The organism is Reinekea marinisedimentorum, assembly GCF_004341165.1.
Classification (GTDB): Bacteria; Pseudomonadota; Gammaproteobacteria; order Pseudomonadales; family Natronospirillaceae; genus Reinekea; species Reinekea marinisedimentorum.
The window spans coordinates 60,630-85,998 of the sequence record NZ_SLZR01000010.1 but is presented as its reverse complement, the minus strand read 5'-3'; the positions used below and the strand labels follow the sequence as shown (position 1 = coordinate 85,998).

At 52.1% G+C, this 25,369-nt stretch carries 25 protein-coding genes, 3 tRNA genes and 1 pseudogene; 10 read left to right on the top strand and 19 right to left on the bottom strand.

What is annotated here, in order from left to right:
- Window positions 1–388: 388 nt before the first annotated feature.
- Window positions 389–1,912, top strand: a pseudogene (locus BCF53_RS12395) (methyl-accepting chemotaxis protein); the annotation flags it as partial.
- 80 nt (window positions 1,913–1,992) lie between these two features.
- Here the strand turns inward: BCF53_RS12395 and BCF53_RS12390 are convergent.
- The 5 genes from BCF53_RS12390 to BCF53_RS12370 all read right to left on the bottom strand — a co-directional run bounded on the left by BCF53_RS12390 (window position 1,993) and on the right by BCF53_RS12370 (window position 7,738).
- A complete protein-coding gene (locus tag BCF53_RS12390; protein ID WP_132702052.1) occupies window positions 1,993–3,963 on the bottom strand; it encodes a M48 family metallopeptidase in 1,971 nt (656 codons plus the stop codon).
- A gap of 66 nt (window positions 3,964–4,029) precedes the next feature.
- The gene (locus BCF53_RS12385) at window positions 4,030–4,626 is read right to left on the bottom strand and encodes a LemA family protein (RefSeq protein WP_207902727.1); all 597 of its coding nucleotides are present in this window, start codon (window positions 4,624–4,626) and stop codon (window positions 4,030–4,032) included.
- A 61-nt stretch (window positions 4,627–4,687) separates the two neighbouring features.
- A complete protein-coding gene (locus BCF53_RS12380) occupies window positions 4,688–5,413 on the bottom strand; it encodes a polysaccharide deacetylase family protein (RefSeq protein ID WP_132702051.1) in 726 nt (241 codons plus the stop codon).
- Between the two features lie 7 nt (window positions 5,414–5,420).
- Window positions 5,421–6,593: a glycosyltransferase gene (locus BCF53_RS12375; protein WP_132702050.1), complete on the bottom strand. Its 1,173-nt coding sequence runs from the start codon at window positions 6,591–6,593 to the stop codon at window positions 5,421–5,423.
- Window positions 6,590–7,738, bottom strand: coding sequence for a sulfotransferase (locus BCF53_RS12370; protein WP_132702049.1), 1,149 nt, complete (start codon window positions 7,736–7,738; stop codon window positions 6,590–6,592). The genes BCF53_RS12375 and BCF53_RS12370 overlap by 4 nt, the downstream gene beginning before the upstream one ends.
- Before the next feature lie 289 nt (window positions 7,739–8,027).
- Between BCF53_RS12370 and BCF53_RS12365 the strand changes: the two genes are divergently transcribed.
- The 5 genes from BCF53_RS12365 to BCF53_RS12345 all read left to right on the top strand — a co-directional run bounded on the left by BCF53_RS12365 (window position 8,028) and on the right by BCF53_RS12345 (window position 10,296).
- Window positions 8,028–8,104, top strand: a tRNA-Met gene (locus BCF53_RS12365).
- 5 nt (window positions 8,105–8,109) lie between these two features.
- Window positions 8,110–8,184: transfer RNA gene (locus tag BCF53_RS12360), tRNA-Gln, on the top strand.
- Between the two features lie 47 nt (window positions 8,185–8,231).
- A tRNA-Gln gene (locus BCF53_RS12355) sits at window positions 8,232–8,306 on the top strand.
- A 116-nt stretch (window positions 8,307–8,422) separates the two neighbouring features.
- Window positions 8,423–9,268, top strand: a complete 846-nt coding sequence (locus BCF53_RS12350) for a sulfurtransferase (protein ID WP_132702048.1) — start codon at window positions 8,423–8,425, stop codon at window positions 9,266–9,268.
- A complete protein-coding gene (locus BCF53_RS12345) occupies window positions 9,265–10,296 on the top strand; it encodes a polysaccharide deacetylase family protein (RefSeq protein WP_132702047.1) in 1,032 nt (343 codons plus the stop codon). The genes BCF53_RS12350 and BCF53_RS12345 overlap by 4 nt, the downstream gene beginning before the upstream one ends.
- 59 nt (window positions 10,297–10,355) lie before the next feature.
- On the opposite strand, the gene BCF53_RS12340 is transcribed toward BCF53_RS12345, so the two are convergent.
- From BCF53_RS12340 to BCF53_RS12320, 5 genes are all read right to left on the bottom strand, one after another.
- Entirely contained in the window at window positions 10,356–10,685 is a 330-nt protein-coding gene (locus BCF53_RS12340) for a DUF2185 domain-containing protein (RefSeq protein WP_279389138.1), read from the bottom strand.
- A 196-nt stretch (window positions 10,686–10,881) separates the two neighbouring features.
- On the bottom strand, window positions 10,882–11,607 hold the full coding sequence (locus BCF53_RS12335) for a DUF3581 family protein (RefSeq protein WP_341539413.1): 726 nt from the start codon (window positions 11,605–11,607) through the stop codon (window positions 10,882–10,884).
- Window positions 11,608–11,730: 123 nt separating this feature from the next.
- Window positions 11,731–12,507: a DeoR family transcriptional regulator gene (locus tag BCF53_RS12330; protein ID WP_132702045.1), complete on the bottom strand. Its 777-nt coding sequence runs from the start codon at window positions 12,505–12,507 to the stop codon at window positions 11,731–11,733.
- 18 nt (window positions 12,508–12,525) lie between these two features.
- Window positions 12,526–13,419 (bottom strand): hypothetical protein, encoded by an 894-nt coding sequence (locus BCF53_RS12325; protein ID WP_132702044.1) that lies wholly within the window; start codon window positions 13,417–13,419, stop codon window positions 12,526–12,528.
- A 124-nt stretch (window positions 13,420–13,543) separates the two neighbouring features.
- Window positions 13,544–15,760 (bottom strand): 7TM diverse intracellular signaling domain-containing protein, encoded by a 2,217-nt coding sequence (locus BCF53_RS12320; protein WP_132702043.1) that lies wholly within the window; start codon window positions 15,758–15,760, stop codon window positions 13,544–13,546.
- A 318-nt stretch (window positions 15,761–16,078) separates the two neighbouring features.
- Between BCF53_RS12320 and sodB the strand changes: the two genes are divergently transcribed.
- Entirely contained in the window at window positions 16,079–16,660 is a 582-nt protein-coding gene (gene sodB / locus BCF53_RS12315; RefSeq protein WP_132702042.1) for a superoxide dismutase [Fe], read from the top strand.
- Window positions 16,661–16,704: 44 nt separating this feature from the next.
- Here sodB and BCF53_RS12310 read toward each other — a convergent pair whose 3' ends face one another.
- Window positions 16,705–17,016, bottom strand: coding sequence for a YqcC family protein (locus tag BCF53_RS12310; protein ID WP_132702041.1), 312 nt, complete (start codon window positions 17,014–17,016; stop codon window positions 16,705–16,707).
- A 126-nt stretch (window positions 17,017–17,142) separates the two neighbouring features.
- On the opposite strand from BCF53_RS12310, the gene BCF53_RS12305 reads away from it, so the two are divergent.
- Genes BCF53_RS12305 through BCF53_RS12295 form a run of 3 tightly spaced genes read left to right on the top strand, consistent with a single transcriptional unit; the run spans window position 17,143 to window position 19,006 of the window.
- Entirely contained in the window at window positions 17,143–18,153 is a 1,011-nt protein-coding gene (locus BCF53_RS12305) for a DUF3549 family protein (RefSeq protein WP_132702040.1), read from the top strand.
- Complete coding sequence (locus tag BCF53_RS12300) at window positions 18,154–18,534, top strand: YchJ family protein (RefSeq protein ID WP_132702039.1); 381 nt, start codon at window positions 18,154–18,156, stop codon at window positions 18,532–18,534. It abuts the gene before it with no gap.
- Between the two features lie 52 nt (window positions 18,535–18,586).
- A complete protein-coding gene (locus BCF53_RS12295; protein ID WP_132702038.1) occupies window positions 18,587–19,006 on the top strand; it encodes a hypothetical protein in 420 nt (139 codons plus the stop codon).
- Between the two features lie 192 nt (window positions 19,007–19,198).
- Here the strand turns inward: BCF53_RS12295 and BCF53_RS12290 are convergent, their stop codons facing one another.
- From BCF53_RS12290 to napF, 8 genes are all read right to left on the bottom strand, one after another.
- Window positions 19,199–19,648, bottom strand: coding sequence for a GNAT family N-acetyltransferase (locus tag BCF53_RS12290; RefSeq protein WP_243645827.1), 450 nt, complete (start codon window positions 19,646–19,648; stop codon window positions 19,199–19,201).
- Window positions 19,632–20,345: an SDR family NAD(P)-dependent oxidoreductase gene (locus BCF53_RS12285; RefSeq protein ID WP_132702036.1), complete on the bottom strand. Its 714-nt coding sequence runs from the start codon at window positions 20,343–20,345 to the stop codon at window positions 19,632–19,634. The genes BCF53_RS12290 and BCF53_RS12285 overlap by 17 nt, the downstream gene beginning before the upstream one ends.
- A gap of 12 nt (window positions 20,346–20,357) precedes the next feature.
- Window positions 20,358–20,792, bottom strand: coding sequence for a GNAT family N-acetyltransferase (locus BCF53_RS12280; RefSeq protein WP_165901908.1), 435 nt, complete (start codon window positions 20,790–20,792; stop codon window positions 20,358–20,360).
- 139 nt (window positions 20,793–20,931) lie between these two features.
- Complete coding sequence (locus tag BCF53_RS12275; RefSeq protein ID WP_207902726.1) at window positions 20,932–21,534, bottom strand: cytochrome c3 family protein; 603 nt, start codon at window positions 21,532–21,534, stop codon at window positions 20,932–20,934.
- A 10-nt stretch (window positions 21,535–21,544) separates the two neighbouring features.
- On the bottom strand, window positions 21,545–21,997 hold the full coding sequence (locus tag BCF53_RS12270; protein ID WP_132702034.1) for a nitrate reductase cytochrome c-type subunit: 453 nt from the start codon (window positions 21,995–21,997) through the stop codon (window positions 21,545–21,547).
- Between the two features lie 10 nt (window positions 21,998–22,007).
- Window positions 22,008–24,503 carry a nitrate reductase catalytic subunit NapA gene (gene napA, locus BCF53_RS12265; protein ID WP_132702033.1) on the bottom strand — a complete coding sequence of 832 codons (2,496 nt, stop codon included), beginning with the start codon at window positions 24,501–24,503 and terminating at the stop codon, window positions 22,008–22,010.
- Window positions 24,504–24,556: 53 nt separating this feature from the next.
- A complete protein-coding gene (locus BCF53_RS12260) occupies window positions 24,557–24,853 on the bottom strand; it encodes a chaperone NapD (protein ID WP_165901907.1) in 297 nt (98 codons plus the stop codon).
- Window positions 24,853–25,368 (bottom strand): ferredoxin-type protein NapF, encoded by a 516-nt coding sequence (gene napF, locus BCF53_RS12255; protein WP_132702031.1) that lies wholly within the window; start codon window positions 25,366–25,368, stop codon window positions 24,853–24,855. The genes BCF53_RS12260 and napF overlap by 1 nt, the downstream gene beginning before the upstream one ends.
- Window position 25,369 lies beyond the last annotated feature (1 nt).

Here is a 25,369-nt window from a genome sequence, read left to right as displayed (position 1 = left end):
CGTGGTCAATCTATAGAATCGACCACAACTTACTCTACTCAGTACGAGCAGAGGCGCGGCAGTTTAATGAAAAGGCCCGGTGAAATCAAACAGTTCTCACGGCAATCGTTGATATTACAGATATGAGAAACACCCCTAAATCCCGATCAATAAATCAAACAAACTGCTCAAGAACCCGCGCATACGGCCGAAAAGTAGCTATAACTGAACAGTGATTAACCAAACTTAATAGCCTAAAACCCCGTGCCGGGAATGTTGGTATGCCATGGAGAGCGTAATGCAATTTTTTAGCAACCTGAAAACACTGACCAAACTGATCATTCTGATAGTGGCAACAACGCTATCCATCATTGTCATAACGGCCATTTCACTTGCAGCTGAAAAACAAACCATGATTTCAGACCGCGTAGCAATGCTGCTTTCACAGACAGAGACCGTCAGTTCCATACTCAAGCACTTTTCAGACGCTGCCAACTCCGGAAGCATGTCTGAACAGGAAGCCAAAGCCGCAGCGATCAATATCATTGATGACGTGCGCTATCTGGGTGATGAATATATCTTCATGTTTGAGCAAAAAAGCCTGATTGCTGTTCAGCACGCCACCTCCCCGCACCTGGTAGGCACCTCACTTGCGACAATCAAAGATGTTGACGGCACCGCACTCTTTAAGGAGATGCAGTCGTTGGTGAACAGTGCCGGCCAGGGCACCCTGACCTACCATTGGAACGACCCGGCAACCAACACCAGCAAGCCCAAGCTCAGCTATGTGCTGGAGTTCAAACCCTGGGGTTGGACTATCGGCACCGGCGTCTGGATTGATGATATCGATGCAGCCTTTAACGCCGTGGTTGTTAAAACAATCATCGAATACCTGATCGTAATAATTCTGCTGACACTCTTTACCTGGTATATCGCCAGAGATGTCAGCAAGCCACTGCAGGCGTTGAGTGCCCTAATGGATGAAGTCGGCAGCAACAACAATCTGACCCTGCGCAGCGATATCAGCAACCACAGCGAAACAGGCAAGATTGCCGCTTCCGCAAACTCACTGCTGAGCCATTTCCAGACGATCATCAAGAATATTATTGAAGCCAGCAGCAATTTATCGCGCGAGAGCGAAAACCTGTCGCGCAATGCCGACGATACCAATCAGGCTGTTGCAGACCAGTCGACACAGATAGAGCTGCTTGCCACCGCCATGAATGAAATGTCGGCCACGGTTGAAGAGGTTGCTCAAAACTCTGAACACGCCAACCAGAAGACCCAAACCGTTAACAGCCATGCGCAGCAAGGCAAAGTCATTGTCACCAACACCGCCGAACAGGTTTCTGCGCTGGCCAACGAAGTTGAAAACATCTCAGCGGCCATCAACAACCTGCAGGAAGAAGCTCAGGGTATTGGTGACATCGTCGGCGTCATTACCAGCATTGCCGACCAAACCAACCTGCTGGCATTAAATGCGGCCATCGAAGCCGCGCGCGCCGGTGAGCAGGGCCGCGGCTTTGCTGTGGTCGCCGATGAAGTTCGCAGTTTGGCCAGCAAAACTCAGGAATCAACCGAGGAGATACGAACCAAGATTGAGAGCCTGCAATCCGGCACGGAAACAGCCTTTAACCGCATGCAGCGCGGCCAGGAACAAGCCCGCAGCAGCGAGTCGCAAATGCAGGAGGTCAACAATGCGTTCGATGGCATTGTCAGCAATATGAACGAACTCAGCGGCATGATCGCCCAGATTGCCACCGCCGCCACAGAGCAGAGCTCGGTAGCCGAAGAGATCAACCGCAACATCAACGAAGTGAACAACTCGGCCATCTCCACGCGCGAGCAGGCGAACCAGATCAGTGAAATTGCCCAGAGCGTTGCTGATCAGGCAACCGAAATGGCCGAATCGACTCAGGGCTTCACGGTATAAGGTCATACTCAGGGCAATAAAAAAAGAGGCTTCGGCCTCTTTTTCGGTTTCAGCTTCTAATTACTGAACGAAGACGGGGGTTAACTAAACGGTATCGGTATATCACGTTCATCAATCGCTTCGGCACCGCTCAGTACCAGTACGGGCATCGGGCACTCAAGGCATTCGGCAATAATCCGCACAACCTCATACTCCCGGAAATCTATCTCACCATCAGACTGAATAATGTCGGCACAGGCCTGCAGCACCGCCTTGCGGTGGCTAAAACTCACGGTTTGCAGCGCAAGCAACGCTGACGAGAGCTTATCAAAACCGACTTCCTGCAGCGTTTTATTGGGTTGATAAACAATACCAAAGCGCTCACATACAGACTTATACATCTGCTCGGCTTCCACCACATCCCTGCTCTGTTCGACAAGAATACGGAACAGATCTGAAAGCGCAGCCAGGTGCGGAGTCAGATTTGAACCCAGGCTTTCAAAACCCCGGTCGTCTGCCTGTTGCAGGCGCATCCTGGTGAGCGTCAGAGTGACCCACTCGATAAAATCAACCCGACCGTCAAGCTGCACCAGAAACTCGAGCCGGTCTAAAAATATCACCCGCTCCGATTCCGGCAGACGCTTCAGTGTGGCCAAGGCGATCTCGAGGATTGGCTGGCGCAGCTGTTCGTCCATTTTTTTACAGTATGGCCAGATGTTCTTCAGGCTCGACATCACCTTGGGGTCACGCTGACTGATCTCATCCAGCACCGATTGCTTCAGTTCATCGTTGCCCAACATGACCTGACCATAAATGAATGCCTTGGCCCCTTCTGACTGATGCACCCATATCTTCACCTGCTCCGGTATATGCTTATAGAGCTTTTGCGCGTACTTAACCTGATCCGGAGATACCTGCCCGGCCAGCGCAGCGACACCCGCGGCCATGAGTACATTATTAAAGGCATCCGGTGCTGATCGCGCGACACTGTCTTCAGCCGACTCGGTCTGCCGGCGCCGGGTGCGCTCTTTAGCAATAAAGTTAGGGTTAACGCGCTTAATCCGCTCCAGAATAGGCGGGTGAGTCGCCAAACGGTCTGACAACGCGACCGTCTCGCCGAAGCAGAAATGCGACATATCTTCGGCATGGCGGTGAGCCAGCTGTGACCCCTCGGCTCTGGATTTAATTTCATAGAGAGCACCAGCAATGCCATCAGGGTTGCGGGTAAACTGCACCGAACTGGCATCGGCCAGAAACTCACGCTGACGGGACACAGCCGCCTTAATCATTCGGCCCACCAGCACACCGATGTAGCCAACGGCGACAAACAACACACCTGCCGCAACCAACACAATGGCCAGGCGACCGTCATTATCGCGGGAGCGATACGAACGCCGGTGCCCGGTGCTGAACCCGGAATGGAACAGAAAGCGGCCAATCTGGCCAATCATCACCAGCCCGGCGAGGAAAGCCATCAGCCGCACATTCAGGCGCATATCGCCATTAAGAATATGAGAGTATTCGTGACCAATGACGCCCTGCAGCTGATCCCGGGTTAGATGCTCCAGGGCACCTTTAGTCACCACCAGAACCGCCTGGTTGATTTTATAACCGGCAACAAAAGCGTTGATGCCCTGCTCGCGCTCCATCACATAAAGCTCAGGAACCGGCATGCCGGCGGCAATCGCCATTTCTTCACAGACATTAATCAATTGCCGGTATTCAGAACGCTGGCTAGACATATCAACCGGTGTTGCCCCGGCCCACTCAGCAACCTTCTTGCCGCCTCCGGCCAGTTCCAGAAACCGGAAGGCAGTACCAATCACCACCGCAGCTAGAATACCCCAGCTCACCTGCCAGTTCAGATTAGAACCCCACCAGGATTGCCAAGCCGTGCTGAAATCGCCAAACATCGGGCTTGAGCCATAACCGTCAGAGCTGGTGACGGCCCAGTAGGCAACAAAACACACCAGATTGACGGCTACCAGCGTTGCAACCAAGCCAAGCATAAACAGAAAAACAAGCTGGACCGTTTTCTTGCGAGCACGATCCTGATTTTCAAAGAAATCCATTAGACACCCTTGCTGATATCAACAGAAAGCAGCCACCGGCCTGAAAGGCCGATGATTTACAAACGATCAGAAGCTGACTTTGGGTGCAACCTTGGCTTCAGGGTTTTCAATTTCAAACATAGCGGCATCTTTAAAGCTGCCGAAGTTTGCGATGATATTGTTCGGGAACGACTCTTTGAAAGTCTGATAGCTCATCACGGAATCATTGTAAGCCTGACGGGCAAACGCCACCTTGTTTTCGGTACTTTCCAGGCTTTCCATCAGGTCACGCATGGTTGCGTCACCTTTTAAATCCGGATACGCCTCAGAAACCGCAAACAGACGCCCCAATGCGCCGGTCAGCAAGCCTTCTGCCTGCGATAGCTTACCGATCAGACCACCGTCTGTTGGGTCAGCGGCCGCTGCTTTTTGTGCGGAAACAGCCTGATTACGCGCTGCAATCACGTTTTCAAGAGTTTCTTTTTCATGCTTCAAATAGGCTTTAGCCGTTTCGACCAGATTCGGGATGAGGTCGTGACGACGCTGCAACTGTACATCAATCTGAGCAAAAGCATTCTTAAAGCGGTTACGGTAGGCAACCAGCTTGTTATAAATAACAACCGCGAAAATGATAATTAAAAGTGGAACACCCCAAGTAATTATTGTTCCGATTGGAAAATCCATAGCCGATCTCTTTTAGTAATGTTCGAAGAATGAGTGTATCAGCGACTTTCTATTTCGTCTGCTACGACTGCACATTTCCGCAATCGGACTCAAAAGCAGTACGCCAGTGCACCGCCTCAACACCGTTGAGTATTGCCTGCAACTGGCCGCTGATCAGATACTCGAAATCATAAGGGTGAATCGACAGTCGCACCGGTCGACTTTCGGTGGCCAAGCGCAGGTTCATTGCGTTCCACAATTTCAAGAAGCCTGCCCGAAGCCGGGTATCCGCTTCAAAGCCAAGCAAGGGCAGCCAGCTGACGCACGCCTCTTCGGCCCGGAAAAAGCCACGGGTTGTCTCGTAGGCGGCAAATGGCAGCGAAGCTAAATCTGCCTTACTCAGCGCGCCCAACGCCCAGGCCGGCGGCACGTAGAGTTCCGGTGCATTGAAGCCATGCCGGCGGAACCATCGGTAGTTATCGGTGAGCAGCGAGATCAGCTCCTGCTGATTGTAGGACAAGTGCTCTGCAGCATTTCGTGATATCAAGCGGCTGTGCAGCCAATGAGAAAGCCCCCTGATACCGCTGATTTCATGTTTCCAGCCATGACCGGCAAACTCATAGCCCTGCCGTTGCAGGCGGTGCAGACGGGCCAACTGCGCTTCACTCCAGTTCAGCCCCGGAACAACCAGCAGCAGAATGCGCTGCGCCGGAAACGAGGCCAGATGATTCTGCAGAATATGTTCAACCCGCGACAGCGTTTCCGGCATAACATCGTGAATACTGATCACGGCAGGCTTAACAGTCATCAATGGCTCAACCCCGAATGGTCTTATGAATCAGCGAGCGGTACACCGGGGAGCGCTGATTATCGCTGCCTTCCCGCTGAGTACAGCTCAGCCACAACTCGCGATTCCAGCGAATATGCTGCAAAGCAACCTTGCGGGCTGTAAAGCAGCTGCTGTGGATCTCAAACTCACTCAAGGCCTTATACCGGGCCAACTCGGCACCCAGGCTCGAGTGCTCTTCAACCACGACCAGGCCTTTGCGCAGCTCCGGCCAGGCGCAAATACCACAGGCTGCGGAAACAAAAACCAGCCGCTCACGCACCATGGCTTCCATGGCCACCGTGCCAAAACTCTCTACTTTACTGGGCAGCACCAGTGCATCGTGTTGATCAATCAGTCCAACAATCTGCTCACGACCCACCCAGCCGAGCAGATTCACATTAGCAACGCCTCTGGCGAGCTGTTCGATGGCTTTTCGCTCCGGGCCGTCACCGGCAATGTTAAAGGTCATATCCGGGCAGGCTCTGGCGGCCTCGATAACCGCTTCCAGATTCTTTTCCGCAGCCAGGCGGCCAACAAACAGCACGCTCTGTATCTTTTTCGGCACCTTACGCACCGGCGTGTTGATCAGGCTTTGACCGAGCGGCGTTCCCATTAAATCGACCTTTTCAGCGCCCATCCTGCGTGCAATACCGACCATTTCGTCAGAGTTGGCCAGCACCTGATCCGCCAGACGAAACAGCGATTTATTTACTACATCCAGATAGGTGCGGGTAATACCGCCCTGAACCCGGCTCCAATAAAGGCTTGCCAGCTTTTCAAACCAGGTATGAAAACCCACAATCACCTTAATGCCATAGCGCCGTGCCACCATCGCACCCATGAGCCCGTATAGGCCTGGCGTTGGAATCACCACAACGGTCGGCTTGAACGAGCGAATCTTACGGGACAGTTCAAAACCATTCGGCAAACAGAATTTTTGGGTTGCGTCGCCCGGCAGCGGCAGCATCCAGCCCCCCTGCCATTTGTCACCGATCACTTCGGGCGAAACCAGCTCCGCCCTTTCTACGTAGGGCGACAACTCGTCAATCAAATCGGCATAGTAGGCACCAACACCATTGCGGTGGGGCGCAGCATCTGAAATCACCAGAATCCGGGTCACGGGATGCGCATTGTTCTGCACACGGAGTTTTTCGGTCACTTTGCTACCTCGCGCTTATAAAAACGGCCGACGTAGTGTTTTGGGAACATGGCGAATGCATGCGCCATTGTATTTACACCACTGCGATTATATTTATGGGAACTTCTATAGGATTTGGCCCTGGCGGCCTCTTCTTCCAGACAGCCGGCAAACTGATCACTGAGCGCTACCTTGCAGTGACTCAGAACAACCGCAACTGAACCTTGCAGATCCTGAACCAGAGAATGCATAGGCATCAGCATGACGCTGGGGTGGTTAACCAGATGCGAATCCAGGTAATGGTAGTAACCGGCCATCATCTGAATGATGCGTTCAGAAAACGCTGCCGACAGATCTTCGCCATAGACCAACTGCCACGCAGGCCGCAGAGAACTGATCTGTGAAGGCAGGGTGGCATCCACCTCGCGCTCACACACAACAAAACGGGCATCCTCAAACTCGGCACTGAGCGAACCTACCCAGGACAAAAAAGACGGGTTTTTACACAGATAACGCCGGTCTGTACCGTGAAAATACAGATGCTTCTGAATGATTCGGCGATAGAACCTCAGGATTGTGGCCTTACGCGACTCTGATACCTGCTGATCGAAACCGGTGAGCGCCCAGTAGTGCTTTACCTCAGGAAAGAGCACCACCAACAGAAAGCAGGCGTTGACCGGCATCAGTGCAATAAAATCTTCTTCCGCTTCATTCAGGCCTAGCTTGTGAACCGATCGCATCTTCTCCAGAAACGGGATATTCACGTGACTGAACAGCCGGCCAGCGGGTTTGAAGATGGCGCCAATGGCAGAATAGAAGTAACGCTCACTGATACTGGGCGCAAAGAAGCACTCCCAGGTTTGCATCGAGGTCAGTTGCTCGTGCCTGGCCAGAACACGCTGCAGATGAGTGGTGCCGCTCCTTGGAATTCCGGTGACAAAAACCGGTTGCTGAATATCAACCTTGCGGTAGTTGCGGAACAGAATCTCGTCCAAAGCAAAACCAAGCCAGTGCAGGCATTGAAAGAAAAGATAAACAGGAATGGCCAGACCAAACGCCAGCGCCCTTCTGGGCAAGTGCTTCCAGTGACCGGCCGGCAGGTATCTCACTGTCCAGAAACACAGCTGACACATTTGCCCGACTGCGAGCCAAAAACCGTTACCCATGCGCTTACCCTATTGCCTGAAATTAAACTTGGGCTCAGGGTAAAAAGGTGGCATGACAGACTCATGACAAAGGCCGGTACGCCCTGTAAAAGAGTTCGGCCCGGGGTGAAGGCGGGCACAACGGACTGACAGCTGCTCAGAACAACCCGGCAATGATGCCGCAGGCAAATACTGACGTTTATTTAACCAGATGCGCTATGCGCTCTAACTTGTTGAAATTATTTAAAAAAAATAATTTTTTGATGTTGACAGGTCACATTTTTTACGGATAATACGCGCTCGTTATCGGGGCTATATAGCTCAGTTGGTTAGAGCACAGCATTCATAATGCTGGGGTCGCTGGTTCAAGTCCAGCTATAGCCACCATTTACTGGTCCGTCGCCAAGCGGTAAGGCAACGGGTTTTGATCCCGTCATGCGCAGGTTCGAATCCTGCCGGACCAGCCACTTCTCCGATAACGTCTGCTATAGTTCACTATGCTTGCATTGATTATTGGTCCGTCGCCAAGCGGTAAGGCAACGGGTTTTGATCCCGTCATGCGCAGGTTCGAATCCTGCCGGACCAGCCACCCTGTTAATGCCTCCCTCTTTCGCCTTATGCCCAGTTAGAACTTGAACTGCATTCAGCAACTCTACAATTGTTGCTGTAAGATACCTGCTATAACTAATTGCCGGGGTATCACCTATGTCGCACCTTATTCGCCCTAACGAGCTGCATAATCTAATCAAAACCGCTGAACCCATTATTCTGGATTGCCAGGCCAACCTGACAGACCGGACCAAGTCTCAACAAATGTATCAGAGCGAACACATTCCGGGCGCTTACCATGCGGATACAGAAACCGACCTTTCCAGCGAAATCATCCCAGGTAAAACCGGCCGGCACCCCATGCCCTCCATCGAACAATGGCAACAGCGCCTGCAGAAGTGGGGCATTACTCAGCAAAGCGAGATTATCCTCTACGATCAAAGCAACAGCATGTTTGCCTCCCGTGCCTGGTGGCTGCTGCAGTGGGCAGGAATAACCCATGTGAGAGTTCTGGATGGCGGACTGGCGGCGTGGAAATCCTACGGTGGCGAAACCACCAGTAAAATTCCGGAATTACCCGCACCGTCAACACTGACCATAAGGGTACAACAAGATTGGCTGATCAGTGCCGACGAGCTGCTGCCGCTGGCAGAGAACAGCCTGTTACTCGACGCCCGCGCCCTGCCGCGTTACAAAGGTGCCGAAGAGCCACTGGATACCAAAGCCGGTCACATACCCGGCGCAATCAATGCAGACTTCACCAGAAACCTTGATGTCGACCATCGGTTTTTATCCAGGACACAACTCAAGCAGCGCTTTAAGTCGCTGCAGAATCAGGATGCTGTCTGTTATTGCGGTTCAGGAATCACGGCTTGCCACAATATTCTGGCGATTGCCGAATCCGGCTTACCTATGCCCAAGCTCTATGCTGGCAGCTGGAGTGAATGGATCGTTGACGACAGCCGCCCTATTGCCACCGGCATTGAAGGAGAGCCACTATGAGCAGGCTGCTGCGATCCGGTTTTCTACTGTTGCTGGCTGCTATATTGCCGCCAGCCTTTGCGGCCAATAGCTTCAACATTCTGGTCTATCACCATGTTTCCGAAGAAACGCCAGCCAGCACCTCGATCAGCCCTACTCTCTTTCGTGAGCATTTGCAGCTTATTAAGGACAATGGCTTTCAGGTAGTCGATCTAAACGAAGCCATCAGCGCTGTGCGCAATGGCACGGCGCTTGCGGAAGGAGCCGTAGTCATCACCTTTGACGATGGCTTTAACGATATCTATACAGAAGGCTGGCCGCTGCTGCAGGAGTTCAATTACCCCTTTACCGTCTTTATCTCTACCGATGCAATAGATGACGGGCTTGGAGGGATGCTGAGCTGGGATCAGATTCGCGAGATGCACAGCAATGGCGTCACCATCGCGAACCACACCAGCGACCATGACTACCTGGTGCGAAAGCGTCACTACGACCAATACTGGCTGAATTCCGTTGAACGCAATATTAACAACGCCCAGGCGCGACTGCAGCAGGAGTTAGGCAGCGAGCCGCCCAAGTGGTTGGCCTACCCCTATGGTGAGTACAACCTGCAACTGCAACAGCTGGTTGAGAAAATGGGTTACATCGGGTTTGCCCAGCATTCCGGCGGCGTATGGCAAGGCAGTGATTTTCTCGCAGTTCCCCGTTTTGCCGCAGCAGGAATCTACTCCAATCCGGAAACACTGAAGGTAAAACTGATGTCCAGGCCAATGCCGGTTACGACCGAATCCGTTCAGGGTATGGTGACTCATCAGCGTCAGCCGGTACTGACTGCAACCATCAGCGATCGCAGCGATATGAGCCAGGTTCTGAATTGTTTTGTCGATGGAACTCAAGAGCAGGTAACGTGGATCTCAGATACGGAGTTTCAGGTACAGTCCGGCAGCGAATTGTCTACTGGCCGTCACCGCTACAACTGCACCAGCAGAAGCCTGAGCGGTAACTTTTATTATTGGCTTTCAAAACCGTGGCTGGTTTTAGACAAGTAAACAGAATTTAAAAAAGAAGCAGCTGCCTGAACTGGGCAGGCAGCTGCGGGGATAAACTATCAATCAGGGATAACGTAATCGTGCACCGGCACCCAGCTGTTGCTGTCTGGCAATCGCTCCCAGACACTGCCCACTTCAGATGCTTTAACCAATTCAGAAATACTCGGGTCTAACCGTTCCATGCAGTCCAAAGGCGCAACGCAGGCAGCGTTGTCTTCCATCAAAAACTCGTCAGTTTCCTGGCCGCTGTAAAAACGGAAGCCAGTGTCATTGGCATGCTGAGGCATTTCCTTATAGAAGAAACGAATGGGTAACGGTCGTTCGTTCAGTATCAAACTTGACGCCAGGCAAAGATGACCCGAAGTAGAAGTGGCACAAGCTGCATTCATCATATTTCTATATCAACCTCAAGGAACCAGTAATCGAAGGGCGGCGGATTATAAGCAAACAGGGTAAAAATGCACCCCGAAAATTTACCTTTCGATCAGAAATAAATGTACATCTAGTGAAATCAAACAGTTACGGATGTAATTTTTTGTTACAGGGAAAGAGCCGTCAAAACGACGGCATTTTAGGTCATCAAAACTATAAATTACTTAGGTAGGCTTGCTTAAATTCGGTGAACTGTTCGATCATGGCATTCATCTGTTCTTCGTCGAATGGCATCAGGCCGCCAACAAGCAATTTCTTGTCACCCTGACCAATAACTTCATCGCCATCTTTAATATCAAACAGGAAATGAACTTCGCCGCGCTTGCCGTCGATATCCAGGCTCGACTCCACTAAGGTCAGGGTTGGCGCTGCCAGATCAACGCGATCCAGCTTGAATGACATGCTCTCGTACATTACCAGCGGACGCTTAGTGTTGAACATTACCTGATGCTTGCGCATCAATGGCACCATCACAAACGGGAAGTTCTGCCCGGAAAAGGCAACGTACTCTTTACTCAGTTTCTCAATCACGGTCGAATCTGTGGTCGAGTCGCCAGCGGATTCTACGTGGGTGTAGACCTTGCCCTTCTCATCGATCAGGTCGACTTTACCGTCTGTTTTCTCCGGAAAGATAAGATCAACACCGCGCCCAACCATGCCGGAGAAGGTCACCGACATCTGCTGGCTGAGGCCGACCTTAGCCAGAATCAACGAAAACAGCAGGTCACCGGGTACACAGAAGCGCTTGGCATCAGGGTTGTGAATTGGGTTAAAGTCTCCGGCTACTTCTTTAGCGAAGCGACTGGCCTGCTCCGGGCTGACAGAAACCAGATTACCCTTTTGTGTGTAAAACTCATCCAGATACACGGCGATCCTCACTCAATTAACCAAATATAAAGACGCCGAAGTCTGCCCTTTAACACCACAGTGAAAAAGAGCAACTGTAAGAAAAGATTTGTGCTCAACAGTTATTAAACGACATCGTTTAAGCACAATAGTCGATTACCGGCAAACCTCCAGTGAGACATCACTTTCGTTCATCAGCCTGACGATTTCTGCAGAGGGCGGCTTGTCGGTAAACAGTCTGTTGGCTTGCGACAGGTTACCCAACTGCACCATGGCTTTGCGGCCAAACTTGCTGTGATCTGCAGCCAGAAACACCTGCCGGCTGTGCCCGATAATCGATTGCGCCACCTTCACCTCTCGGTAGTCAAAATCGAGCAGCGTACCTTCGTTATCGATCGCACTGATGCCAATGATGCCGTAATCGAGCTTAAACTGACGGATGAAGTCGAGCGTTGCCTCCCCGACGATACCGCCATCGGTCGCACGCACCTCACCGCTGGTAACAACAACCCTAAAATCAGGCTTCTGACTCATCAGCGCGGCGACATGAAGGTTGTTGGTAATCACCTGCAAACCATTATGCTGCATCAGCGCATGGGCTATGGTTTCGGTGGTGGTGCCGATATTGATAAACAGGCTGGCGTTATCAGGAATGTGAGCCGCAATGGCTCTGGCGATACTTTGCTTGGCGCCAAGGTTGAGAATCTGTCGTTCCTGATAGGCAATATTTCGGGTGGAGTTGACCGGCTCAGCGGCGCCATGAACGCGATTAAGTAAGCGCTGAGAGGCTAATAATGTCAGGTCGCGGCGAATGGTCTGCACCGTCACCTGATAACGCTGCACCATCTCCTGAACGGTGACTCGCCCGTCCGTCTCAACCCAGCGGATAATGCTTTGCTGGCGCTTGTTCAGTGAGACGGAGGGCTCAATCATAGAGATTCAATCATCGGGTTACTGAGCACTCAGGGCAGAAACCCTGGCACTCAAGGTATCCAGCTGATTGGTCAGCGCCGTTAAGCGCTTATTGGTTTCCAGACGCCCGGCATCGATGGCATTGATATGCTGAGACATATCAGCAAGACTGACGGTATTTGCAGATTGCTCCGCCAGCAAGTTTTCCTGAGTCAGCGTTAATGTCAACAACCGTTCTTCAAAATTCGCCTGCGACAAAGAACCCAGTTGATCATTCACTTCGGTCATTTGGGTGCCCAGCAGAACCAGCTCCTGACGGCTTTGCTCAAGTGACGCCTGCAGGCTTTGCAGCTCTTCAGCGCTGGCAAAACCCACCAGCTCGCCATTGATGGTCTCAATTGCTTTTGCATCGGCCTGTTGCTTGGCGGTCAGTTCAGAAAGACGGGTGCTGGCCGCGTTGATCAGCTTCAGTTGCTCGGCGATGGCAGTCTGGTTCTCTTCGATCCACTCTTTATTTCGCTTGTTTGCAACATCCCACAACTTACGAATCTCAGACATATGCAGGTCGGTATCGCCCTTGATCGCTTTGAACTGGGCGTTAATCGCGGTTTCATTGAATACCACCGATTCGTCGGTTTGGGTCAATGCCTTTTCCAGATTAACAATGCGCTCATCGGCAAGCGCCAAGCGCTCTTCATAGGATTGCTGCAACTGATATTGAGAGTATTGCTGTAAAGCCAGAAGGATGACAGCAACACCCAACAGAGTCAGCAGCAATGCCGTTCCCCAACCCGACTTGCTGGCCTGAGCAGGTTTTACAGGCTTGGGCTCCGGCACCGGTTTTCGTTCTTTCGGCGTCGGGGTGTGTTTACGGATATCATCTCGATCCGGAACCATAAGCGGCATCGAATCAGGTGAGGGTTTATCGACCATTCGGTGTTCCTAAATTTAATTTGCAAATATTATCGGAAGTTATTGCGGGCAGAGCAACCAGACACCTGAAAGAGATTCTGCATTAATGACGACCGCGACACACTTTCAGGCTACGGCATTGAAACTACTTTAACAGCCAGCGGCCCAGAACATTCTTAAGTGCATCAATCCTAACCGGCTTGGAAATAAAATCATTCATTCCGGCTTGCTGACACTTCACCCGGTCGATATCGGTATCGTTGGCACTGACAGCAATGATCGGCAAAGTGGATGATATTTCCTTGTCTTCACGAATAGCAATAGCCAGGTCTATCCCACTCATCCCCGGCATCAGGCAATCCAGCAGGACCAAATCAATCTCTGAGCTCTTGATAATTTCCAATGCCTCTTTTGCACTCTGGGCGGTTACCGGTATGGCTTCCAGCTTGTTCAGAAACGCAGACATGATCTTCAGGTTCACTTCAAGATCATCGACAGCCAGAATTCTGGCGCCCTTACAGGAAATAATTTCATCCAGCTTCTGGAAAGGAATATCAATAACCGGACAACTGAAATCGAAGCGGCTTCCACCGGAGTAGTTAGAGACCGTTGCAATACCGCCAACCAGCTCGACCAGGCTTCGGCTTAACAGAGCGCCGGTAGAGCGATCGCCGCCTGCTTTTTCGTCCGGATCGTTATACCAGGCGCACAAGTCTTCATCCAGGTACATGCTTTCGCGAATGATGACACAATTCAGCCAGGTATGGTCGTCTTTCGTTTCCAGACTGAAGCGAAGCGTAACCTTAGAGCAGTCAGGGCATTCCAGCGGGCCTTCCAGAGCGATGCGAATAATTTTACTGACGTGAATCCAGTCAATTTCAATGGTCTTGGGCACATTTTTGAAAAACTCGACATCCACTTTAAAATCCGGTGCCTGATAGATGTGCTTCCACTGATCTCGAACCCGATCCATCTCTGCCCGCAGATCGCAGCGCTGAACAAAACGCCGGCAGTCATCGGAAATGACCGATGAATAGGTCAGCAGGTTATCCACCTTGTAGAGCAGCTGACTGGCTGAGCGATCCGATTGCTGAACCAGCTTTTCATAGTTCGGCTCACGCACATGCTCTGACAGTATCTGCAGGTTACCCATCAATACATGGATCGGTGTTTTCAACTGATGCCCGGCAGAATGCAAAAAGGCTTCTTTTGCTGAATCGCTTTTCTCGACCAGGGCCAACGCTTCTGAAACCTGATTATAGGCATTGTGTATACGCCGCGAGGCGCTTTCCTGAATGCGTCGCAAGCGGTAAACCAGAGCAAAGGACAGCATCATAGATTCCAGTGCCACGCCGATTTCCGCGCTGTGCACCGTTAAGAAATTCGCCTGCACAATACCCACAACCGTCAGGTTGTAAGACAGCATACTGACCATCATCGGCACCCAGCAGATGACGAACAGCCAGGCCGCCTCGGCCTTTTTAATCCAGCTGAGAATCCCCATCACCAGAACGACGATCGTCAGCGTCAGCATACCGCTGGTGATAAAGGTAATGGTCAGGGCTTTATTGATAAACGGCAGAGCAAAGAGTAACAACGGCAGCTGCGCAAACCAGCGGTAATAGCGATCAAACCGCGGGAAGTGTGTACTGAAATTCAGGAATGACCGGCTGAAGTTCAGGCCACCCCAAATAAAGCCAATGTAGGCCAGATACCCGAGGTTTTGCTGCAACCAGACCATATCCCGCCAAATATAGGCATAGCCATAGCCGCTGTTCCAGACCAGCGAAGTGGCCATGCTGGTCATGTAAATAACGTACCAGCCGTACTGCGCATAGCGGGTGCCGATGTACACCATCAGGTTGTACACCGTCATGGCAAAGATGATGCCGTACATGAACAGAATGAAGTTTTCCTGCAGGCTCAGGGATTCAAACAGCGCCATCGGCCGGCCAATACTGAGTGGAATCAATAATGGCGACTCACCGCTGAGCTCAAGCAGCACGCCTTCTACTTTGTCGGTTGGTACCAGAAACAGGAAGCTGCGATAGTCCGCCTGACGGGTGGAAAATGGCCGGGTATCGCCGGTTTCTGTGACCAGCAACGGCTCTAATCGGCCAGCCTTCTCATGCAGGTGATAATAGTTAACGACGTCGACATAGGGGTTATCAAACTCCAGCCAGAGTGGGTGCCTTTCAGACAGAGAATCTCCGGAAAGATAAAGCCATATATGGCTGTCGGTCCGGCCGAAACTGGGAACCGATTTGAGGAACTCAAACTCATCCAACCTGGAAACGATATCTGCTGCCGATAACCCGGCCGTTTTATCTTCATACACCTGTAGTTGCTTCCAGGCAGGCACGACTGTGCCGCTCTCTCCCGGTATTGAAGAGAGTTCGCAATAAGCAGGTGAACTGAAACAGCAAAAAACTACCAGATACAACAGAATTCGGATTGCTTTATTCAGAGTGGTTCCTTAATTAGCAGTAGTACAATCATTTAACCTAGAACAGCTGGTAAACTTTACCATTATCAAACAGATTATTTGACAGCAAAACACAGTTCAACTCAGATAATTTAATATAGTTCGATTAAAACAGGCTCTTGAAACATACATCAACTAACCTAATGATGTTTCTTGGCAATGCTATTCATAAAACAATCCAAAGGGAGAGTATCAATGGCTTTTGAACTACCGGCACTACCTTACGCTCAAAATGCACTGGAACCACACATTTCAGCTGAAACACTGGAGTATCACTATGGCAAGCACCACGCGACCTATGTGACTAAGCTGAATGGCCTTGTTCCGGGTACTGAGTTTGAAGGCAAAAGCTTAGAAGAAATTATCAAAACTTCTGAAGGCGGCATTTTCAACAATGCGGCACAAATCTGGAACCACACCTTCTACTGGAACAGCCTGAGCCCGAACGGCGGTGGCGAACCTACTGGCGCACTGGCTGAAGCGATTGTTGCAAAATGGGGTTCCTTCGAGGCCTTCCAGGCTGCATTCAACGATAAAGCAGTCAATAACTTCGGTTCCAGCTGGACCTGGCTGGTAAAAACCGCTGATGGCAGCCTGGATATCGTAAACACCAGCAACGCAGCAACACCAATCACCGAAGGCGTTACACCGCTGATCACCGTTGACCTGTGGGAACATGCTTACTACATCGATTTCCGCAACCTGCGTCCTAAGTACCTGGAAGCATTCTGGGCACTGGCAAACTGGGAGTTTGCAGCAGAAAACTTCGCAGCCTAAATGGCGATTGCGTTATTGTAGAAAAGCGGCATTAGCCGCTTTTTTTATGCCAGGCAGTCATCCAGCCGCTTAATTAATGCCAACAAGCGGTCAGCTTCAAAGCCTTCACTTTTCAGCGCCTCTTCTGCATAGGGGTAGACCTGCGCGCCAGAGGGCAAGCAACCACCGGCCTCGATAATGGCATGTAAGCGGGCAACATAGACCCATTGCAGCCACTCGGTGCAGGTTAAGGTATCTACGCTGAAGGGCTCAACGCTGTTCAGCTTTTCCGCTGCCGGCGGCACCTGCTGCCAGCAACCCTGCTGCTTCATTTCCTGCTCAAGCTTTATCAGCAACTCTTTAACCGTACCACTCACCCGGCTTTACTCCTCTTCGTTGATCACCTTTTTACAGCTGGCACGCTACAGACAACGGACAAGAACTTTCCTCCCGCTGACAGACTGGCATAATGGCGGGTTCAGTATTCAAACAGAGCAAGATTGATGAACGCACCCAGCTTGTCAGGATTCTTAGACGTCACCGGAGCAAACTATCAGCTCTTTGATCTCGGCACTCATCTGAAGCAGCTACCGCGCAGCACCTTAGCGCTTCTGGACAATGGCAGTAAATACCCTTATCCGTATTTAGGCTTTGCCTGGGTTGCCACCTTCATCTGGGATGCTGAACATCCGGAACAAAACAACCTGTGGTTTCTGAAGCTGCCATTGGATGAACAGGGCTGCCTGGTGCCAGCCGTGCACAGCGACCTGGTACGCCGGCTCTACACAGCACTGCAAACCAACGACGACAACGAACGCCGCCGCCTGCTGACCGACCACCCGTATCAGTTTCAGCCGGATTCCAGCAAGATGGCCGCCCTGCACGCGAAGGCTACGCAATTGCTTTCACTGCCTGCCAGCCCTTATTTTGAACCGGCCGCCGAATTCTATCTGCTGCAGAATGAGCAGACAGACTGGAAAACCCTGGGCATTCAGGGCTTGGCCGACTTAGCCGAGCGCTGCCTGCATACCCACGAGCAGGAGTTTAGCAGAGCTCTGTCTGTAGTCGGTGACGAGCCGTTCATTGCCCTGGCCGGTCAACTACAGCACGTTGAAACCAGCCCGGCGATTACCCGCGCCGCTATTACCAGTGCGCAGAGAAGAGACACTGCCCATACGATTCAGTCTGCGCTGCGGGCCACCAGCCAAACGGCCGAACCGGAACAGGTGGAAGGCTTTATCCTTAACCTGATAGATACCGGCAAGCTTGACCTGGAAACCCTGCTGATCATCTTCACCAATTACCCGGCGCTGTTCAGCAACCTGAACCTTGCTGGTCAGCTCATGACCGAGCTCAGCATTCATACCGATGAAACCGGCTTCAACCGAGTCATCACCAACCTGGCTATGCAGCAGGGAATGGAGGGTATTGTGATGAAGATCTTCTCATCTGATGCCCTGAATGAAACCCTGGCCAATGCACTTAGCCGGCTTATCCAATCCGCGAGAAAATAAATGAACGAGAAAGACCTCTGCCCCTGTGGCAAACAAGCCAACTATCTGGACTGCTGTGGCCGCTACATTGAAGGCGGTGTTTACCCGCAAGATCCGGAACATCTGATGCGAAGTCGCTACACCGCCTTTGCCAAACATAAAAGAAATTACCTGATAAAAACCTGGCACCCAAAAACCTGCCCGCCCATGAGCATGGAAGAGTTGCAGGCCGTCACCTGGCTCAACCTGAATGTACTGGCCGCTAAAAGCGGTCTGAAAAAGGCAACCGTGGAATTTGAAGTCAGTTATCAGGAAGGCGATGAAACCAAAAGCTTTACCGAATGCTCGGTATTTAAGAAGGTAAAAAACCGCTGGGTCTACTTTGGCGAAGAGGCGAACTAAAACCGACCGGACCGGTCTGACTGACAACAACTCGCTTCAGGCCGGCCCTACCGTGTACACAAACCGCTTCAGTCATTTCAATAGTTTCTGGCAATCTGCCAGGGTGCAAAGCCTGCTGGCTGCGTTGGCAGCCTTGCTGGCGTATGGCTCGTGGGCAGCCTGGTCTAATCATGACTTCGGTATGACCGCAGCCACCAAAGCCTTTGCAGCACAGGGCAGCTTCGCCTTTGCCGCCACCCTGACCTTAACCCTAATTGCCGCCAGCCTTTACAGGCGGCTCGGTAAAACGGTGACTGCCCTCGCCGGCGCATTTGGCTGCTGCTTTGTCATCAGTGCAACGGTGCCAGCCGGGCTTCACTGGTTTATCGGCACGCCAAATATTTTTCAATCGATACTGCCCGGGCTCATTTGGGGCTCTGTCTATTTGTTGTCTTATTTGCTTTTTTTACACCGTACCAGCCGAGCGTCCTAGTGGGCTATGCGCACAGTTCGGTCACTAAGGAGCATAGTAGTTCAGTGAAGATCAAGGCGAAAAAACACAGGAATAGTGGCGCTATTTCAAGGTTTTTCAACGAAGATATTCGCTGAACTGCGAAGCGAACCGTTACCTAACTTTGCGCATGGCCCACTAGTGGGCCATGCGCCATTCGCGGCTCATCCAGCATCAACCGCGGTTAACGGCCCCATTCGTTGGCCGCAGCTGCATAAACTTTTTCACATCGTCATCGCCCAAGGCAGAAAAACCAAAAGGCCGATACAACGCATGCGCATCCTGGGTAGCCAGAACAATACGCCTTAACTGCTGCACTTCAGGCTGGTTAAGCAGCCAATCGATCATTTGTTTGGCAACACCCCGGCCGCGATATTCCGGCAATACAAAGACATCAGCCAGATAACCAAAGGTCGTGTAATCGGTGATCAGCCGGGCAAAGCCGATTTGTTGTTTGCCTAGATAGACACCCACGCACAGGGAGTTTTCAATGGATTTCTCTACCCTGGCCAGATCAATGCCTTTTGCCCAATAGCTGTTGCTGAGAAACTGATGAATCAAGGTAATATCCAGCTGAATTTTATCGCTGGAAATCTCGATCTGCTGCTCAATAGCCGGCGACACGAAGACTGGCTCCATTTTCAAAATCAGCAATCAAAGCATTGAAGGTGTTTTCTGCAACCGCTTCCGGCGCAGCCAAACCACCTGCATCATGGCGCTGCACAAATTGCTCGACCAGACTGAACTGCTCCGGTGTCGCGGAGCGGATCTCAGACTGCATTCCGGTATCCATCACACCCGGATCCAGATTGGCACAAAGTATCGGCAACGCTTCAACGCTCTGTTCAACGGCCATCGTCCTGACAAACTGCTCGACACCGGCCTTATTGGCGCAGTACAGGCTCCAGCCATGAAACGGATGGCTGGCCGCGCCGGATGAAACGAAGGCCGCTACCTTGCGTGCATCGACTGCGCGGAACACGGTCTGGAAACGCCCCAGAATCGTAATCGGCAAGGTAAAATTGATATCGATGCTGTGCCACCAGTCTTTCGGTTCACTCATGTGCAGCGGGCCAATCGGCCCCAGGCTTCCGGCATTAATCAGCAGATGAATCTCCTGAAAGCCCTGTGCCGCCAGCTGCTGCATTCGGGCATCGATGACATCGATCGACTCGCGCCGGCTCAGGTCAACACTGTGATGGTGTGGCCCGGAACCGGAGCGCGAAAACTCCTCAACGGTAAAACCGTTTTGCTGATAGTGGTTGTAGAGCGCCAAACCCAACCCTTTGGAGCCCCCTATCAGAATGCACAGTTTAGACATCAGTATTCTCCTTTATTGCAGAACCAGCGAACCGGTATTTTCACAAAAGCCATACGACTGCAGTAGCTGCTTTTGCCAGTGCTGCAGTTTATCAACCTGAATCAGAACCTGATAACAGCCCTGTTTACGCGCAAAATCAATCGCAAAGCTCAACAGCCGCTTCGCATGCCCCTGCTGCCGGTTGATCGGATCAACCGCAAAATGACCCAGCATCGCCATGCTGCGCCCGCCGTGAGCCAGTGTCGGCATGGTCATGTAGTGGCAACAGGCAACGACGAACTTGTCTTTTTCGACCACCAGCAGCTCGGTCAGGCGCTCGCTGACCAACCGTTTGAAGATCAGCTCCTGTCGTTTACTGAATTTCGAAATGGCGTGCCAATCGCTTTGATACAGCGCGTTGATATCATCTAAATCCTGCTCGGTGGCGGTACGGCATAATATCGGCATAGGGGTGCATGTCTTAAAATGAACGTAGTCCGGATAATAACCAAACAACAGTCGAAAAACGAATAGTGAGAACCCGAACACAAAAAAACCCGGCAGCGCCGAGTCATTCATAAAAGGTTTGAGGTAAACAACCGGGCCATCAGTCCCAGCCCGGAACGCCACTCATATCCGGCAGGTGGTGGGCAATCCCCTTGTGACAATCGATACAGGTTTTGTCACCGCTGGCCAGCGCCGTACTGTGCTGTAAGGCTGCACGTTCACTCTGGCGGGTAAAGTCCATGGAACTGAAGTCATGGCAGTTCCGGCACTCCAGTGAATCATTGGCTTTCAGCCGCGCCCATTCGTGCTCAGCCAGCTCCCGCCGCTTGGCTTCAAATTTCTCCGGAGTATCGATGGTGCCGAAAACCTTGCCCCAGACTTCTTTCGATGCCTGCATCTTACGGGCAATCTTATAGCTCCATTCATGCGGTACATGGCAATCAGAACAGGTTGCGCGTACGCCCGACGGGTTAGAGAAGTGCACAGTTTCCTGCAGCTCCACATAAACGTTTTCGCGCATTTCATGGCAACCGATACAGAACTCTTCGGTGTTGGCATATTCCATCGCGGTGTTGAAACCACCCCAGAAAATCACCCCGGCCAAAAAGCCCCCGAGCGTTAAAAAGCCCAGAGACAAATGCACCGACGGTTTGGAAAACACCCGCCACCAGCGCCGGAGCATTGCTTTCAAACGAGTCAACATATACGGCTCCTTAATGGCTTTCGTGAGCGCGTTTAAGCAACTCATCCATGCTGATAAATTCGTTTTCGATCAGCACATCCACTGCCTGCTGCGAAACATGACACTGGTTACAGAAGTACCTGTTCGGCGAAACATCGGCCAGGAAGTTACCGTCGCTATTCATAAAGTGCGTCACCGATATCATCGGCGCCTGACTGGCGCTAACCTGCTGCCGGTTATGGCAAAACAGGCACTTATTAGAGTTCAGGTCGATGCGGTAGCCATCGGTTTTATGCGGTATGGTTGGCGCAGCCATCGGGTAATCACGCGATAAGCGCCGGTCGTCGTTCACTTCCGGCATCATCAGTGGCGCAACTGGCTCGTCGGTTAAAACGGTCTCGCCGCGCAGTGTGGCAATCTGGTTTTCTGCAAAAGACGCTGTCATCAGCGTGATGAAACCGATCAGCATTATTAGTTTTTTCATGATCTACTCCTCACACCTTAACGACTTTAACAGCGCATTTTTTGTAATCCGTTTGCTTCGAAATCGGATCGATGGCATCCAGCGTACACTTATTGATCAACTGGCTGGCATCAAACCAGGGCACAAACACCAGCCCTTTTGGCGGCTTATTACGGCCTCGGGTTTCCACCCGGATGCGGATTTCACCGCGACGGGACACCACCTTCACTTCATCGCCTCGGCGCATACCGCGCTCACGGGCATCGTCCGGATGCATGTAGCAAAGGGCATCGGGCACCGCCTTATACAGCTCAGGCACGCGCTGGGTCATTGAACCGGAATGCCAGTGTTCAAGCACACGGCCGGTTGACAACCACAGGTTGTACTCTTCATCCGGGCTTTCCGCCGGTGGTTCGTATGGCAACGCAAAAATAATCGCGCGTCCATCCGGCTTGCCATAGAACTGCACACCCTTGCCGGCCTCAACATAAGGGTCGTAGCCTTCGCGATAGCGCCATTGGGTTTCCACACCGTTGACCACCGGCCAGCGCAGTCCACGGGTTTCATGGTAGGTATCAAAAGGTGCCAGATCGTGCGCATGGCCACGACCAAAGGAGGCATATTCTTCGAACAACCCTTTCTGCACATAGAAACCAAAATCTTCTGATTCGTGATTGCCGTAGCCGGCTTCAATCTCGTCCAAACCAAATTTATTCACCACCCCATTGGCGAATAGAACCTCGAACAGGGATTTTCCCTTGTAGCCCGGATTGGCATCCAGAATGTCAGCCGGCCAGACGTCTTCGGTGGTAAAGCGCTTAGAGAACTCCATCACCTGCCACAAATCCGACATGGCCTCGCCCGGTGCTTCGGTCAGCTGATGCCAGAACTGGGTACGTCGTTCCGCGTTACCGTAGGCACCTTCTTTTTCCACCCACATGGCGGTTGGTAAAATCAGGTCTGCCGCCTCGCAGGTGACGGTTGGGTAGGCATCGGATACAACAATGAAGTTGTCCGGATTGCGGTAGCCTGGGTAGGTTTCTTCATTCATGTTGGCCGCGGCCTGCATATTATTGTTCACCTGAACCCAATAGCAGTTGAGATCGCCATCCTTCAGCTTGCGGTTTTGCAGTGCCGCATGGAAGCCAACCTGGCCAGGAATGATGCCCTCGGGCAAGTGCCAGATTTTTTCCGCGTACTTGCGGTGCTCCGGGTTGGCAACCACCAGGTCAGCAGGCAGGCGATGAGCAAAGGTACCCACTTCACGCGCAGTACCGCAGGCCGATGGCTGGCCGGTGAGCGAAAACGGGCTGTTGCCCGGCTCGGCAATCTTGCCGGTCAGCAGGTGCAGGTTATAGATCAGGTTATTCATCCAAACACCGCGGGTGTGTTGATTCACGCCCATGGTCCACAGCGACATTACCTTTTTATTCGGGTCAGCGTAGAGCTCGGCCAGGCGGGTCAGTGAGGCGACCGACACGCCGGATTCCTGTGCCGCCTTTTCCAGCGTATAGGGCTTCAGATACTCGGCGCAGGCGTCAAAATCAATCGCCTCTGAAGCACCGGCTTTATCGGCGTTTTTCGCCTTTTGCTCGAGTGGGTGTTCCGGGCGCAGGCCATAACCGATGTCTTCGGCGCCCTTGCGGAAGTTAACGTGTTTGGCGACAAAATCGAGATTTACCCTTTTGTTCTGAATAATGTAATTGGCAATCGCGTTGACGATGTACAGGTCGGTCTGCGGCTTAAACACCATCGGGATATCAGCCAGGTCAAAGCTGCGGTGTTCATAGGTTGAGAGTACCGCCACCTGGACATGCGGAAAGGACAAACGCCGGTCGGTCAGGCGCGTCCACAGAATGGGGTGCATTTCGGCCATGTTAGACCCCCACAGCACGAAGGCATCGGCATGCTCAATATCATCGTAACAGCCCATCGGTTCATCCATGCCAAAGGTGCGGATGAACCCGGCCACCGCCGACGCCATGCAGTGACGCGCATTCGGTTCAATATTGTTACTGCGGAAGCCTGCCTTCATCAGTTTAGAGGCGGCGTAGCCTTCCCACACCGTCCACTGCCCTGAGCCGAAAAAGCCCACCGCAGTCGGGCCTTTTTCTTTCAGGGTTTTCTTCCATTTCTCAGCCATGATGTCGAACGCTTCATCCCAGGAGACCGGAGTGAAGTCACCCTCTTTGGCGTAAACACCGTTCTTTTTGCGCAGCAGCGGCTGGGTCAGGCGATCTTTGCCGTACATTATTTTCGCAAGAAAATACCCTTTCACACAGTTAAGGCCACGATTCACCGGTGCCAGCTGATCGCCATGGGTCGCGACAATCTTGCCGTCTTTAGAGCCCACCGATACAGAGCAGCCGGTGCCGCAGAAACGACAGGGTGCTTTATCCCATTGGATTTTATTTTTCTCACTGGTAGCGATCAGGTTGGTGGCCTGTGCCGGCAACGACAACCCGGCAACGGAGACCGCAGCCGCGGCAGCCTGCGCCTTAATCACATCGCGTCGAGTCAGTTTCATTGATATCTCCTGAATGGATAATTTTGTAATTTGTTTTAAGTTCAGTAGTCCGGTTAATCATCCAGTGCTTCATCTAACGCAGCTGGCAATTCAGTGTGGTGCGCAATCATGGCGACGTTCAGCACACCGGTTATATCCTGTACGGTTTCAATTTTTGCCATCACTTCCCGGGCAGAGCGCTCGTTCAGCAACAGCACGCATTTGCACGCCTGCTGCACAACCATCTCAACCCGCTCCAGTTGCGCTATGGCGCGACAGGCACTCCCGGCCAGCTCGTTGTTCAGGTGCACCACAACACTGACGATGTGCTCTTCACGCGGGTCAACATTTACCGATGCTGCATTTCGCATCACAGTGTTCCTCTCAGTTCGGGTTGGGATTGAATATGAATGCTGCCGACCGGGCATACCGCGACACAAAACCCGCAGCCATTGCAGGCTTCAATGTCGGCTTCCGGGGCTGGTGTTGCGGTTGAAAAATCAAAGCGAATGGCCGATTGATCGCAGATATCGCGGCACGACTGACAGCTGACCTGGTGTTTCGGCAGGCAGCTGCCGGAAATATGTGCGCTTCCGGCAATGCGCTGGCTGTTTAACGGGCGTAAAACCCCGGCAGAGCAGGCTTCGATACAACGGCCACAACTTGTGCAACCGGTCTGCCGAAAGTTCATTTCAACATAGCCTCCGTCACCGGCGACAATCACCTGCTCCGGACAGGCATTAATACAATCACCGCAGCGCGTGCAGGCTTCAATAAACGCACGTTCACTGACAGCACCCGGAGGTCGCACCGGCACATCGGCAATCGCCTGAGCGTTGTCGGGGGACAGCAGTTTACGAAAGAGCGTGCGCCTGTTTACGGTCATA